We start from the raw sequence: 13,706 nt of genomic DNA on the forward strand, positions 1-13,706 counted from the left end.
TACACCAAATCAAGCAGTCCATCCACAAGGAGGCCGCATGGCACAGCCTGCACAATACGCGTCAGATGGTCACGAAAAAGACGAAACAGGGGCCAGCGCAGCGCTCAGAGGATTGCGCGTGCTGGATTTGACCCGCGTGCGGTCGGGACCGACCTGCGTGCGGCAACTGGCCGACTGGGGCGCAGACGTCATCAAGATCGAGGCCCCGGTGGACACCGCGCAGTTTGGCGGGCCACGGTCTGGTCCGGATTTCCAGAACCTGCACCGCAACAAACGCAGCCTGTCGCTGGATCTGAAATCCGCCGAAGGATTGGCCGCTTTTCGCAAATTGGCAGACACCGCTGACATCATCGTCGAAAACTTTCGCCCCGGTGTGAAAAAGCGGCTGGGCATCGACTATGACACCCTATCACTAAGCAATGCCGGGCTGATCTATGCCTCGATCTCGGGATTTGGGCAGGACGGACCTCTGGCGGATCGACCGGGCTTTGACCAAATTGCGCAGGGCATGGGTGGGTTGATGTCGATCACCGGCGCGCCGGGCAACGGGCCGATGCGTGTGGGCATTCCGATGGCGGACCTATGTGCGGGCTTGTTTGCCGCGCAGGGCATCCTGATCGCGCTGTTTGAACGCGCCACCTCGGGGCGGGGCCAATGGGTTCAGACGTCACTGCTGCAGGCGCAGGTGTTCATGCTCGATTTTCAGGCGGCACGGTTCCTGATGGACGGTGATGTGCCGAAACAGGCGGGCAACAACCACCCGACGTCGATCCCGACCGGCGTGTTCAAGACCAGTGATGGCCATATGAATATTGCGGTGACGGGCAACAACATCTGGTCGCGCTTCGCGGCAGTCATGGGGCGCGACGACTGGCTGACCGACGACCGCTATGCCACCGCGCCAGCGCGCTCGGAACACCGTGACGCACTGGGCGCCGAGATCGAGGCGATCACCGCGACCGACACAACCGAGGCGTGGATCACTGTTTTCACTGACGCGGGCATTCCCGCTGGTGAGATCAATGATATTGGTCAGGTCTTTGCCAATCCGCAGGTACAACATCTGGGTTTGGCCCAGCCTGTCACCAGTCAGGAACGCGGCGACACGCAGCTTGTTGGTCAGCCCATCCTGATGAGCCGCACCCCCAGCCGCATCGCAACACCCCCGCCCCTGCTGGGGCAGCATTCAGCCGAAATCCTGACCGAGCTTGGCTATAGCGGTGCCGATATCGCCGCGATGAAAAGCTCGGGCGCAATCTAACCAAACGGACGGACCCATGACCGACAAGATCATCACCGAACAGTCGGGCGAGATTGCCCGCATCATTTTCAACCAGCCGGAAAAGCGCAACGCAGTGTCGCTGGAGATGTGGGAAGCCGTCGAAGCGGCAGCCACCAAATTCGCCGCTGATCCGACGGTTCGCATCCTCATCCTGTCGGGTGCGGGCGGCAAGGCATTTGTATCCGGCGCCGATATTTCGAAATTCGAGACCGAGCGCGCCAGCGCCGAAGGTGTGGCGCATTACAACGCGGCAACCAAACGCGTCTATGACCTGATCGAAGCCTTCCCCAAGCCGACGATTGCCCAAATTGACGGCTTTTGCATCGGCGGTGGTGTGGCACTCTCACTGAGTTGCGATCTGCGCATCTGCGGTGAGAAGTCGCAGTTTGCCATTCCGGCCGCGAAACTTGGCCTCGGGTATGGCTTTCCGGGCATCAACCGGCTGGTTAACGTGGTTGGCCCATCCTTTGCCAAGGAAATATTCTTTACCGCCCGCCGGTTCGATGCCGAAGAGGCGCGCACGATGGGTCTTGTCAATCGGGTGGTTGCGGACGACAAGGTAGCCGAAGTTGCCGAAGAGACCGCGCTGATGATTGCCGCCAATGCCCCGATGACCGTTGGTTCCGTGAAATATATCGTCGGCGAGACCGTCAAGCCCGAGAGCGAGCGTGATCTCGCCGAATGTGAGGCCCGCGTGATCGCCTGCTTCGAAAGCAAGGATTACATCGAAGGGCGCCGCGCCTTTCTGGAAAAGCGTAAACCCGAGTTCATAGGCGAATAATGACTGACACCGCCCCCCGACGGATCGACACTGACGCTGCGCGCGCCCATTTCGAGGGCGCGCTGGAGCAGCACGAACAGGCGTTTGAAACGTTCTTTTTCGCGCGATTTCTGGGGCTAAGCTTTGACTATCTGCCCCATGACGCAGCAAATGCCGACAAAGAGGTCTGCCGCCTGACATTCGAGATGTCGGATATGCTCAGAAACCCTCAGGGGGTGCTTCATGGTGGTGCCATGGCCTCGGCTATGGATATTTCGATGGGGCATCTGGTCAACAAGGTGGCGGGCCCCGGCGCAACGATCGAAATGAAGGTGCAATACATGCGCCCCGTGACCAGTGGGCCAGTGACCTGCGAAGGCAGCTTTGTCCGGCGCGGGCGGTCTATTGCCTTTATGGAAAGCCGCCTGAGCGGCCCCGACGGCAAGCTGGCCGCGCTGGCCACCGCCACCTGGAAAATGCCCTGACATCAGTATTTTAGGAGTATCGAGATGCTGACCTCCAAACCCGGCCTCATGGATGAGGTACGCGCAAGATTTGCCCATGTGGACCAGTGCCCGTTCGACGGGCCGCGGATCTTTTTTGAAAACGCGGGTGGGGCGCTGACCCTGAACTCGGTTGTTGAGACCTCGGCCAAGATGGCCGCGATTCCAGACAATCAGGGCCGCGACAACCCTGCCGCCCATGCGCTGGTCGCGATGATCGACAAAGCCAAGGCTGACATGCGCATCCTGTTCAACGCACCGGACGGGCAGTTCTTTGTCGGAGAAAGCGGCACCGAGCTGCTGTTCCGGCTGATCCGTACCGCCACTGTGGCCACCCCTGCGGGCCGGGTTCTGGGCAGCACGCTGGAACATCCCGCGTCGCGCAGTGCCGCACATAAATGGGCCGAGATTGCAGGCAAGACACATGTGCTGGTGGCGCATAACGCTAACACCGCATCAGTCGACGTTGCAGATTACGCACCTGAACTGACGGCGGACACACAGGTCGCCACGATCCTGCACACCTCGCCCGTCAGCGGTATGGGGGTGGACGTCGCCGCCATTGCCAAGTCGATCCGCGCGGTGGCGCCCGATTGCTTTATCATCGTGGATGGCATCCAGCACGCGGCGCACGGCCAGCTTGATATCGCGAGCTACGGCATCGACGGCTATGTCGTGTCGCCTTACAAGGTGTTCTCGCGCCATGGCTACGGGGTCGCCTGGGTGTCGGACCGGTTGGCGGCGCTGCCACATGAACATTTGCTAAACGCGCCCGGCGAGCCGTGGGAAATGGGAACGCGCGACACCGGGTCCTATGCCACCTTCTCGGACGTGGTGGCGTATTTCGAATGGCTGGGCGGAAAGTTCACCGATGATACCGACCGCCGCGCCCGGATCGTCGCCGCAGGCAAGGCGATCCATGCGCATGAAAAGGCCCTGACTGACGCCATGTTGCACGGCACCGGCAACCTCAAGGGGCTGGCCGACATGCCCTCTGTCACCGTCGTTGGCGGTATCGACAATCCGCGTCGCGAAGGTCTGGTGTCGTTGTCCGTCACCGGTCTGCCCGCGCCCGAAGTGGTGACCCGGCTGCGCGAAAAGGGTATTCGAACCCACACGCGCAAGGCCGATCACTACTCCAGCAATATCTTAGATCCCATCGGGCTGGAAACCTGCGTGCGGGTGTCGATGTGCCACTACAATACCGAAGCCGAGGTGGCGCAATTCCTCGAGGTGATGCGCGACATCACCCAACAGGCCACCTGATCCCGGTAACTATTCGCCCGCCAGCTTGCGCAAGTCGGCAAGCAGGGCGGGCGGCAACAACAGCCCGTCGCGCCGCGCAACCGTAAGCGCGCGGATCGCTCGGGCGCCGGGCATCCGGGGGGGAGTGACCGGATCAATCGGCGCGGTCTGCGTGATCACTTGCGCGGCCCCCGCCATCCTGTCCGACAGGGCGTCGGCCGGTAGCAGACGTGCGGTGTCGATCAACAGGATCATATGGCCAATGTTCTGCACCACATCCGGCGCGGTGATTGAATTGGGAATAGCCGACAGCATCGACGCCCCCGACAATCCGCCAGCCAGCAGATCAAGGCAAAGCGCAAGGTTGGCGCCCTTGTCACCACCAATGGCACGCATCAATCCCTGCGCCGCCACCAGTGGATCGCGTGTTGGGTAGCCCTGCGCGTCGGTGGCCCAATCGTCTGGTATCTCACGACCCGCCTCAGCCGCCGCACGCACACGCGACCGCGCAACAACGGACAGCGCCATGTCCAGCAGCACAGATGTGCCACCCGGATTCGGCAGACCGATCCCCAGTGGATTATTCCCGATCTGCGGGGCACGACCACCGGCAGGCGCAATCATCGGTGACGTATTCGAGGTCATGAGGCAGGCAAACCCGGCCTCTGCCGCGATCCAGAGATAGGGCGCCAGCGCCCCCAGATGATTGCTGCCCCGACAAAAGGCGATTCCGATGCCAGCCTGGCGCGCGGCGTCCATTGCCTGATCCAGCGCGTACCGTGCAACGGCGGGACCCAGGCCGTTCTGACCGTCCACATGCCGCATCGCCAGGGCTGGAGCACGCGCCTGTATCACCGCCGCTGGGTCAATCCCACCCGCAGCAATTCTGTCGGCGTAAAACGGCACCCGCTTTAACCCATGGGTGCCGATGCCCATCATCTCGGCCAGTGTCAGGATTTCGGCGGTATCTGAGGCGGCACGGCCTGCAACCCCCGCCCGCACAAACACCTGGGTTGCAAGCCTGAGGGCCGTGGCCTCATCTATGTGCATGATCCGTCAGCTCCCCGCCTTTTCAGCTGCGTCCGCAGATTTTCCAAACTGGCTTAACAGTGGCAACAGCATCACCAGCGCCACCGTGATACCAATGATCCAGAGCGACGCCGGACGTTCCACAAAGATCATGAACGATCCGCGTGAGATTGTCAGCGTCTGACGCAAGGCTTCTTCGGCCAGCGGTCCAAGGACAAGCGCCAGCACCAGCGCCGCCGGAGAAAAGCCGTAGAGCCGCATAAAGAACCCCGCCGTACCCGCCGCGAACATCAAATAGGTTTCGATGAACGACGCGTGGACGCTGAAGGTGCCCAAAGTGCAGATCACCACAACTGCCGGTCCCAGAATCCGATACGGCACCTTGATCAACTGCACGAACAGTGGGATCGCAAAGATGCTGATCGCCAGCAGCGCCATATTGCCCAGATACATCGACGCGATCAGACCCCACGCCAGCTCGGGGTTTTGCTCCATGAACAATGGTCCCGGACGCAGGCCCCACAACAGGAACGCCGCCAGCAGGACGGCCGTGGATGCAGACCCCGGAATGCCCAGTGTCAGCAGCGGGATCATCGCCCCGGACGATGCTGCGTTATTCGCAGTTTCCGGCGCGACCAGTCCCGCCATCTCGCCCTTGCCGAACCGTTCCGGATGACGCGAGAGCGAGCGTTCCGTCGAATAGGCCATAAGCGATGCAATTGTCGCACCAGCCCCCGGGATCACCCCCACCACAAAGCCAAGGATTGATCCGCGCACCATCGTCCACCGGGTCGAGATCCAGTCGTCAGCCGTCGGCCAGAACCGGCTTTCCTTGTCATATTGCACGATACCGCCAGTGCCGGTTCGGTGCAGCCCGATGAAAAAGGCATAAAACAGTTCGCCCAACCCAAACAGGCCAATGGCGATTGGGATAAAATAGATACCGCCGATCAATTCCGCCGACCCAAAGGTGTATCGCCCCTGCCCGGTTTCCAGATCGACACCAACAGTGCCCAGCGCAAAGCCGATCAACGCCGAAATCACGCCCAGCCTCCAGCTGGTGCCGATCATCACGATCAGCGTCAACATCCCCATGAACGCCAGCAGGAAATATTCGGGTGGACCGAAACTGCGCGACACCTGCGAAAACAGCGGTGCGAGGATAGTAATCAGCAGCACGCCCACCGTCCCACCGACAAACGACGCCGCCGCCTGCATCACCAGCGCCGGACCCGCCCGACCCTGTTTGGCCAGCGGAAAGCCGTCAAAGGTGCTGGCCACGGTCGCGCTTTCGCCCGGCGTGTTCAGCAGGATCGACGTGATCGTGCCGCCATACATCGCGCCATAGTAGATCGCGGCCAGCATCATGATGGCGCCAATCGGATCCATGCCGAACGTCACCGGCAGCAAAATCGCCAGCCCGGCTGACGGCCCAAACCCCGGAATGACGCCAACGATCATGCCCACCATGGCACCGACCAGCAGATACACCAGATTAATCGGCGTGATCGCGACAGAAAACCCCATCAGCAGATCGGCGAAAATATCCATTCAGTTCCTCCAGTCGACACGCCGTTCATGGGCCGCGCCGAGGGTCTAGGTTTTCATATCGGCAGGTCGAACAATGCCGGCGGCATGCTGGCATTCAGTATCTTGTCAAACAGCAGATAGACCGCAACGGGCAGCACCAGCGATAGAACCGCGTTCTGCACATGCCGCCCCCGGTTCAGGATCGACAGCATGATCACCAGATAGATAAACGTCGCGACAAAGCCGCCAAAGAGCCGCAGCAGCACAGCATAAAGCACCGCCACCACAATCAGGATCACGACGTCGCGCCAACTGCCGAACTGTTCCTCGTCGGCGCGCGCCTCGCGCAGCGCGTCAACCAGGCACCAGATGGTGATTGTGACCATCGAAAGCCCGATGATCCTGGGAAAGAACCCCGGCCCCAAACGCCCCGAGCGCGTCAGAAAGCTCAGATCGGTAAAGGCGATATAGGTGTAAAAGACGCCGCCGGCGAGTACGGCAAGCAGAAAGGCGATGCGCATGAGCGTGAGATCCCGCTGAAAACAGGGCCGACTGCGAGAGACGTTCGCAATCGACCCCGGATTGTTCTGATGATGTCAGTCGATGGCGCCGACAGAGCGCAGCACTTCTTCGAACCCGGTCTTGGTATTGGTAAGGAAGGTCCGGAAATCCTCGCCATAGATCACCGTCGGGGTCAGGGTGTTGCTGTTGATGTATTCGCCCCATTCAGGCGTATCGACCACCTTCTTCATCGTGGCGATCCACCAGTCCTGCACCTCGGTCGGAGCGTCCGGCGCCAGGATCAGACCGCGCGGCATCGACACACCGATATCATAGCCCAGGTCGCCCATCGTCGGCACCCCCTTGAGGGCGGCTGGCAGCGACTGACCCGAATAGACCAGCGGACGCAGATCGCCCGAATCGATCAGGCCTAGGATCTCGCCCGGGTTACCAACCATCGCATCGAGCGATTCTGACAACAGCGCAGTGGTCTGATCCGACATTGAATTGAACGAGACATAGTCAAATTCGAACCCTGCGCGCTTGGCAAACAAAGTCGGCACGATAAAGTCCACATTGACGGTGCCGGTGCCGCCAATCGCCATCGGCTGTTCCTTGGCCGCGGCGATAAACTCCTGAATGTTCTGGTATTCAGACGATCCATTGACCACCAGAACCAGATCGTCGGTCGCCAACAACGCAACCGGGGTGAAATCCGCAGGCTGCCACGGTGTATCCGCCTGCAACGGCGTGGTCACAAAGCTGCCCGACGTAGTCGAGATTGCATATGGATCGCCGGACTGACCGAACAGATGCCCCCAGCCGACAGCGCCCGAACCACCTGCACGGTTCTCGGCACGAATATCGCCGGGATAAAGGTCATATTTGGCCAGGATATCAATGATGGTGCGGGCCATGATGTCGTTGCCGCCACCGGGGCCAAAGGCGATAGTCCAGTCCAGCGTTTCGTCCGCAGACGGGTAAACTTGGGCATTTGCAACCGGTGCAAATGCCAGCGGCGCAACAATGGCTGCCGCAAGCGATGTGGCGCGCAGCCACGATCCGCTGAAATTCAGAGTGATAGTCATGGTGTCCTCCCTTTTTTGGTCGTCTTATCTGCGGAACGCCCCCTCCTCAGGTCGGGAACCGCAAACAACGACAGGGTTTTCCCTGTCGATTTCCAGTGTTCAGAGCGTCGCCTGAAGTCGGGCCTTTCCATTCATGTGATGTTGCGCGCCGTGGCGACGTGCGGCCTCAGTATCGCCGCTCTCGATGGCGGCGACGATCAGGTCATGTTCGGTGTTCGACTGAATCAGCGACGCCGCGCCGCTAAGCACCCGCAGTCGCATCAGCTGCACTTCTTTGCCAAGAGAGGTATACAGCGTCTTGGCCCGGCCCGCGCCGGACGCAGCCGCAATACTGTCATGGAATGCCAGATTCAGCTGAAAATAGAGCGCCTCGTCGCCGGTACCGATTGCCACGTTCATCTGATCAACAAAACTGCGCAGCCCGGCGGATGTCGTTGCATCGCTCCGTTCAGCGGCCAGCGCGCAGAGATAGCCCGCCATCATCGCCCGCAGATCATACAGTTCGAGTGCATCCTCGATCGACAGCTTGCGAACAAAGACGCCCTGATTGGCAACCGTGGTCACCAACCCTTCCTTTTCCAGCGACCGCGCCGCTTCGCGCACCGGGCCACGACTGACGCCAAGCTGTTCGGCAAGGATATTCTCGTTCAGCCGCTCGCCTGCTTCGACCTCGCCGTTCAGGATCATGCGCTCCAATTCGTCGCGGATCTCCATCACCAGCGGGCGTTGTCGCCGCAGGGCCAGGGCCTCTTTCATGTTCAGACGTGCTTCCATAGTGGCATGACACAGTTAGAATTGTAGATTGTCAACAATATTCTGTTGATTGACAAATAACCCAAGGCTAAAGAATGTCTGCGTCACCAGCCGACCCGGCACCGCTTGCGCATGACGCGGGGCACGTGCGGCAAGTGGCGCGAAAATCAGGTAAAACGGGGAATTCGACCAAATGACCGACCAAATACTTTTGGGAAAGACGGCGTTCGTCACAGGCTCTGGCCAGAATATCGGTCGGGCGGTTGCGGTCCATCTTGGACAAATGGGGTGCAACGTCGTGATCAACGGCGCAACCAACGAGGCAGCCTGCCGCGAAACAGCAGAGCTGGTTCAGCAGGCGGGCGGGCAGACGCTGGTCCTCATGGGGGATGTCGGGCGGGCGGATGTACTGGCAGGGATGACCGGCGCGGCATTGGAGCAGTTTGGCTGCGTCGATATTCTGATCAACAACGCGGCGCGGCGCCCACACAAACCGTTTCTCGAAATGTCTGATGACGACTGGCACGCCGTGGTCGACACCGCGCTGACCGCTGCCTTTCGCACCAGCCGCGCGTTTCTGCCCGGAATGGTCGACAAGGGTTGGGGGCGGATCGTCAACTTTGCCGGGATGAAGGCAATCCGGGGCTATTTCGAAGGCGCGCCCATTTCGGCGGCCAAGCATGGCGTCTGGGGCCTGACCAAGGCGCTGTCGCAAGAATTCGCGCCCAAGGGGATCACCGTCAATGCCGTCTCTCCGGGTCAGATCCGCAAGGATACTGAGTCCGAAGACGACCCCCGGCGCGCCGCCGCCATCCCAACGGGTTTCATGGGTGTTTCAGACGACATCGCCGCCATGGTCGCTTTTCTGGCAAGCCCACAGGCCAGGTTCGTCTCCGGGCAGATGATCGCCGTGAATGGCGGTCAAGAGACCTGAGACAACCAACCAAATCTGCGCCGCCTGTGAGCGTTCTGATCCACGGGCCGTATCATTCTGACAGCGGGCAGGCCCGATGAAAAAAGGGCCCTGACGGATTATCCCCGTCAAGGCCCCTCCCCCACCGTTCACGAGTTCATGCGACAGCATGATCACCAATTTCGATAAACCTCAGAGGATAGTGGCCCAATCTTCGAGCTGCCCGTCATCCTCATCAAATTCGCCTTGCAGATGGATGATCTGATCGTCCCCAAGCATAAGCGTCGTCAGCGGGTTTTCGCCGTCATCGCTCTGGGTCACACGCACGTCTGCTAAATCGAAATCAACGCCCCCATCGATCGCAATGGTGTCGCGACCCGGCGTAAAATCCGTGATCGTCGTCTCGAAATTTTCCTCGGTCGAAAATCGAAAGGTATCGAAGCCATAACCTCCGGTCACCTCGTTGGTGCCCGCTCCGGGCAAAAGTATATCGCCGTTCTGCCCGCCCAGCAGGGTGTCGTCGCCGTCGTCGCCCAGCAGGATATCCGCTCCTTTTCCGCCTTTCAGGTAGTCATTGCCGCCCTCGCCGAACAGCCGGTCATTACCGCTGCCGCCCTTGAGAGTGTCATCGCCTATGCGGCCCCGCAGATCGTCGTCGCCAGCGTTGCCGACCACCGAATCGTCACCTCTGCCACCGTTGAGCGTGTCTGCCCCCTGCGTGCCGATCAGAGTGTCGTCGCCTTTGTGCCCCTTGATGTGATGCTGCCACGGCTTGAGTGCGATGTATTCGTCCAGGTCAACCTCGCGGGTCGTGGTGGGCACAGGCGCTTCGTCAACGTCATCCTCTGCGGAATCGGCAAGTGCCTCTTGTTGCGCGGGCAACACCGGCGTTTGCGATTGCTCCACTATGCCGGTGTATTCCTGAAACGCCTCGGTCGGTGCGATGCCGGTGATGACCACCTGCATGATCTCTCCGGGCTCCAGCCGCACTGTCAAAAAGCCATTATCGTGCACATCTTCGGGGTTCTCCTCGCGCAGCACAGCGGTCGAACTGTTGCTGCCTGCTGCTTCGCCGTCGGCAACACCCAGCACCTGCACAGACATTGAATCAAAGCCGGTGATAAGGTTGGCAAGGTCGATTTCGGTTTCCTCGGTCTCGCTTGCTGTAGAGGCCAGGAAAAACACCAGTTCGCCGTTGCCGTGAAATGCATGAACGTCAAGATCGCCCAAATCCGCCTCGGTCGCGTCCGAAGCCGGATCAAGGTCCAGCATCGTCTTGCCTGGGATCGTGTCGCTCATCAGGCGAAACATCACGCCTGGCGCTGTCAGCGCAGTGTGGCTGAACCCCATGCTCAGAGAATTGTCCGAATTCTGCAAAAGCGGCCAGGCGTATGCGGCATCAACGCCGCTCGCGACGAATTCCTCGACCATATTTAACATCTCGTGCGCCTGAAAAAGGCCATAATCTTCGTCACGCTCAAATGCCGCAGAGGAGCCAGACTGATTCCACTCGGTCACATAAATGTCTAAATCTTCATATTCTTCGCCCCAGGTGCCGTTTATAATATCCAGTTGATATCCGCGTTGACCCGAAACGGCTGGCTCTTTTGAATAGGTATGGGAAACAATTCCGTCGATGTGATCAATTTCACCATCTTCAAAGCTGCTCATGATAATTTCGTTTGAAATCACCGACCAATTCGGCTGACCATTGCCGCGGATAATGTCGCTATCCAGGTCGAGGTCGTATTTTTCATTCAAATCTGCCACGACATCAGCAGCGTCCCAATCCGCGTAATGTTCGTTCAACGATGCGTAATCAAAATCTGTCCCCATCTGGATGACCACATCCACGTCGCCGGTTGCAGCGCCAATGGTGTCTGAGACGAGGCGCAGTTCGTCGTCGATCACTGCCGACATCTCGGCCGAAAGACGGCCGTACTCCATCGAGTTCATGCGACCGGAACCCCAGTATTCATTGCCAATTTCGAAGGCCGCAACCTCGGCCTCTCCATAGACGCCGGTCACAACATCATGGACAAAATCGCGCAGCTCTTCCTCATCAAAGCCCGGCAGGCGGTCGCCGTTGGCGTCAACCTGACTGGACAACATGGTCCGTGTCGGAAGCACGATGGTCACACTGGCGCCGACCTCATCCGCCATCTGCATAAAATCAGACAGCGGAATAAAGCTCTGCTCAAGCCCGTTTTCATTTCCCACAACAATTGTGGCGTCCGGGTTCGCTATATCAAAATACTCTTCTGTCAGAGAACCACCAGGATAACGCATAGACGTTACACCAAGATCCGTTACCAGATCCGAATAAGAGCCTTCGCCTTCAGTGTAACCGCGAGGCGCAAGGATATTCCCACCAAAGATGCCATTGGTCGCCTGATCCCCTACAATTCCGGAAACTTCTATCGTTGGCATCTCTCACTCCTGAAACAATCAAGTGAGAGTTTTTTAGGATTCCAGGGGTTCTGGCGTTAGGTCTTCAGGCGGATATCAAATTGCAACAGAAGACGAAATTCTATCCAGCCGTATAGGGTCGGTTCCAAACGGCGCGGTTTAACAATGGGTTCTGTCGCAAAAGTTGCGAAACTGCGCTGCAACCTCTGTCAGCTGACCGGCTGCGCGTCGTCCTTGAGCAGGTCGCGCAATTGCCGCCGCCGCGAGATCCCCAGTTTCGCGTACCCCCGCTTGCGGTAAGTCGCGACGGTGGACGGCCGCAGGCTGAGGGACGAGGCGAGCTCGGCCTCGCTGCTACCGACTCCCAGCTCGGCAAGGATCTGCGCCTCTCTTGTGCTGAGTTCGGGCGACAGGCGACGCAAACGGTCGGCCAGGCCGGATTGCGACGGCAGGGCGGCCGCGTCTGACAGCGCGTGGTGCCGTGCCAGCGCCGCGATCAGAATCGGGGCAGTGACGCAGACCTGATCAATGGCATCGCCGGAAAACGGTGTACGGTCGCGCATACGGTAAGCGTTGATCGTATAGCTGGTCGGCCCCTGGCCCAGCATGATCGACAGACGATCACCGACTTCGCCAGCACCATAACATTCCAGGCGGTATTCCAGATCCCGAATCGACCGGCTGGCCCGCCGCGCCACCAGCACGCTGCCATGGGCCCGCCCCAGATTGGCCTGGGTTGCGGTGTCGCGGTTCCAGTAGACATTGGCGTAGCGCAGCGACGCCACATGCGCGAATACCGAATGCCGTGCATCGCGGCTTTCGGCGACGATCAGAGTGGGGGTGTCCCCATGGGCAAAGGCCGAACACATGTCGGCGTCCAGTTCCTCGGACAGCACACGCATCAGCGCGACCCCAAAGCCATCCATCGCGATCGCTGCCACAAGGCGCGACAGGTTTTCAGAGCCGGTCATGCAGCGGTCCTTCTTGTCCCTGTTTTTCGATGACACCACCCCAATGTGGGTCGCCTATATCTGGCCCCACACACGAACTGCGAACGCGAGGAGGACCCATGTCGCTGAAACCGAAACTGCCGAATGTCAAAGGCCTGTATCACTATTCCTTTCCCTGCCGGGATGCCGAAGAAACCCGCGCCTTTTACGAGGATATCCTGGGTTTGCCGCTGGTCGCCTGCATGCAGTCCGACCGGGTGCCCAGCACCGGCGAATATGGCCCTTATGTGCATTTCTTTCATGAAATGGGCGACGGGTCGTATTTTGCCTTCTTCGATCTGGGCAGGAACGACATGCCGGAACCGTCGCCCAACACGCCGGACTGGGTAATGCACTTTGCGGTCGAAGTGGACACCGTCGCGGATGTTCTGACCTACAAGGCGCGTCTGAACGAGTGTGGTGTCGAGACGACGGATATCGTCGATCACGGCTTCATCAACTCGATCTACTTCTTCGATCCCAACGGCCTGCGGCTCGAGATCACCGCGCGGGTCGATAAACCCGGCGAGATCGAGCAGATGGCCCGCGAGGCCCATCAGGGGCTGAAGAAATGGCAGGAAAAGAAGGCCGGGCTGATCGCTGACCGCGCCAAGATCGCCGAACCAACCTGACGTCAGCCTTGATCGGCCGACCCGCGCCGACCGGAAAAGCCCCGCTGCGACACAGCGGGGCTTTTTGTCAGA

12 protein-coding genes and 1 pseudogene are annotated in these 13,706 nt (G+C 59.8%); 6 read left to right on the forward strand and 7 right to left on the reverse strand.

Going from position 1 to position 13,706, the window contains the following annotated elements; genetic code table 11:
* Positions 1–37: 37 nt before the first annotated feature.
* From IMCC21224_RS16345 to IMCC21224_RS16360, 4 genes and pseudogenes are all read left to right on the forward strand, one after another.
* A complete protein-coding gene (locus tag IMCC21224_RS16345; RefSeq protein ID WP_047996247.1) occupies positions 38–1,261 on the forward strand; it encodes a CaiB/BaiF CoA-transferase family protein in 1,224 nt (407 codons plus the stop codon).
* 13 nt (positions 1,262–1,274) lie between these two features.
* Positions 1,275–2,063: pseudogene (locus IMCC21224_RS16350) on the forward strand (enoyl-CoA hydratase); the annotation flags it as partial.
* Positions 2,063–2,527 carry a PaaI family thioesterase gene (locus IMCC21224_RS16355; protein ID WP_053079008.1) on the forward strand — a complete coding sequence of 155 codons (465 nt, stop codon included), beginning with the start codon at positions 2,063–2,065 and terminating at the stop codon, positions 2,525–2,527. The pseudogene IMCC21224_RS16350 and the gene IMCC21224_RS16355, both read left to right, overlap by 1 nt.
* 24 nt (positions 2,528–2,551) lie before the next feature.
* Positions 2,552–3,811 carry an aminotransferase class V-fold PLP-dependent enzyme gene (locus IMCC21224_RS16360; protein ID WP_047996249.1) on the forward strand — a complete coding sequence of 420 codons (1,260 nt, stop codon included), beginning with the start codon at positions 2,552–2,554 and terminating at the stop codon, positions 3,809–3,811.
* A 9-nt stretch (positions 3,812–3,820) separates the two neighbouring features.
* Here IMCC21224_RS16360 and IMCC21224_RS16365 read toward each other — a convergent pair whose 3' ends face one another.
* The 5 genes from IMCC21224_RS16365 to IMCC21224_RS16385 form a co-directional block, all read right to left on the reverse strand.
* On the reverse strand, positions 3,821–4,840 hold the full coding sequence (locus IMCC21224_RS16365) for an Ldh family oxidoreductase (RefSeq protein ID WP_047996250.1): 1,020 nt from the start codon (positions 4,838–4,840) through the stop codon (positions 3,821–3,823).
* Positions 4,841–4,846: 6 nt separating this feature from the next.
* On the reverse strand, positions 4,847–6,370 hold the full coding sequence (locus tag IMCC21224_RS16370; RefSeq protein ID WP_047996251.1) for a tripartite tricarboxylate transporter permease: 1,524 nt from the start codon (positions 6,368–6,370) through the stop codon (positions 4,847–4,849).
* A 53-nt stretch (positions 6,371–6,423) separates the two neighbouring features.
* Positions 6,424–6,870: a tripartite tricarboxylate transporter TctB family protein gene (locus IMCC21224_RS16375; RefSeq protein WP_047996252.1), complete on the reverse strand. Its 447-nt coding sequence runs from the start codon at positions 6,868–6,870 to the stop codon at positions 6,424–6,426.
* Between the two features lie 75 nt (positions 6,871–6,945).
* On the reverse strand, positions 6,946–7,938 hold the full coding sequence (locus tag IMCC21224_RS16380) for a tripartite tricarboxylate transporter substrate binding protein (protein WP_053079009.1): 993 nt from the start codon (positions 7,936–7,938) through the stop codon (positions 6,946–6,948).
* A gap of 99 nt (positions 7,939–8,037) precedes the next feature.
* On the reverse strand, positions 8,038–8,694 hold the full coding sequence (locus tag IMCC21224_RS16385; RefSeq protein ID WP_047996253.1) for a GntR family transcriptional regulator: 657 nt from the start codon (positions 8,692–8,694) through the stop codon (positions 8,038–8,040).
* A 190-nt stretch (positions 8,695–8,884) separates the two neighbouring features.
* Here IMCC21224_RS16385 and IMCC21224_RS16390 point away from each other — a divergent pair, with 190 nt between their 5' ends.
* Entirely contained in the window at positions 8,885–9,625 is a 741-nt protein-coding gene (locus IMCC21224_RS16390) for an SDR family NAD(P)-dependent oxidoreductase (RefSeq protein ID WP_047996254.1), read from the forward strand.
* 171 nt (positions 9,626–9,796) lie between these two features.
* Here the strand turns inward: IMCC21224_RS16390 and IMCC21224_RS16400 are convergent, their stop codons facing one another.
* Together IMCC21224_RS16400 and IMCC21224_RS16405 are read right to left on the reverse strand one after the other, a co-directional pair.
* Positions 9,797–12,034 carry a calcium-binding protein gene (locus IMCC21224_RS16400; RefSeq protein WP_053079010.1) on the reverse strand — a complete coding sequence of 746 codons (2,238 nt, stop codon included), beginning with the start codon at positions 12,032–12,034 and terminating at the stop codon, positions 9,797–9,799.
* Positions 12,035–12,222: 188 nt separating this feature from the next.
* Positions 12,223–12,984 (reverse strand): helix-turn-helix transcriptional regulator, encoded by a 762-nt coding sequence (locus IMCC21224_RS16405; protein WP_047996255.1) that lies wholly within the window; start codon positions 12,982–12,984, stop codon positions 12,223–12,225.
* Between the two features lie 98 nt (positions 12,985–13,082).
* Here IMCC21224_RS16405 and IMCC21224_RS16410 point away from each other — a divergent pair, with 98 nt between their 5' ends.
* Positions 13,083–13,634 carry a VOC family protein gene (locus IMCC21224_RS16410; protein ID WP_047996256.1) on the forward strand — a complete coding sequence of 184 codons (552 nt, stop codon included), beginning with the start codon at positions 13,083–13,085 and terminating at the stop codon, positions 13,632–13,634.
* Positions 13,635–13,706: the final 72 nt, after the last annotated feature.

Origin of the sequence: Puniceibacterium sp. IMCC21224, from assembly GCF_001038505.1 — a bacterium.
GTDB lineage: Bacteria > Pseudomonadota > Alphaproteobacteria > Rhodobacterales > Rhodobacteraceae > Puniceibacterium.

Coding starts and splice junctions, on each gene's coding strand:
- IMCC21224_RS16345 (WP_047996247.1), top strand. CDS start 38: ATGGCACAGCCTGCACAATACGCGTCAGATGGTCACGAAAAAGACGAA.
- IMCC21224_RS16355 (WP_053079008.1), top strand. CDS start 2,063: ATGACTGACACCGCCCCCCGACGGATCGACACTGACGCTGCGCGCGCC.
- IMCC21224_RS16360 (WP_047996249.1), top strand. CDS start 2,552: ATGCTGACCTCCAAACCCGGCCTCATGGATGAGGTACGCGCAAGATTT.
- IMCC21224_RS16365 (WP_047996250.1), bottom strand. CDS start 4,840: ATGCACATAGATGAGGCCACGGCCCTCAGGCTTGCAACCCAGGTGTTT.
- IMCC21224_RS16370 (WP_047996251.1), bottom strand. CDS start 6,370: ATGGATATTTTCGCCGATCTGCTGATGGGGTTTTCTGTCGCGATCACG.
- IMCC21224_RS16375 (WP_047996252.1), bottom strand. CDS start 6,870: ATGCGCATCGCCTTTCTGCTTGCCGTACTCGCCGGCGGCGTCTTTTAC.
- IMCC21224_RS16380 (WP_053079009.1), bottom strand. CDS start 7,938: ATGACTATCACTCTGAATTTCAGCGGATCGTGGCTGCGCGCCACATCG.
- IMCC21224_RS16385 (WP_047996253.1), bottom strand. CDS start 8,694: ATGAAAGAGGCCCTGGCCCTGCGGCGACAACGCCCGCTGGTGATGGAG.
- IMCC21224_RS16390 (WP_047996254.1), top strand. CDS start 8,885: ATGACCGACCAAATACTTTTGGGAAAGACGGCGTTCGTCACAGGCTCT.
- IMCC21224_RS16400 (WP_053079010.1), bottom strand. CDS start 12,034: ATGCCAACGATAGAAGTTTCCGGAATTGTAGGGGATCAGGCGACCAAT.
- IMCC21224_RS16405 (WP_047996255.1), bottom strand. CDS start 12,984: ATGACCGGCTCTGAAAACCTGTCGCGCCTTGTGGCAGCGATCGCGATG.
- IMCC21224_RS16410 (WP_047996256.1), top strand. CDS start 13,083: ATGTCGCTGAAACCGAAACTGCCGAATGTCAAAGGCCTGTATCACTAT.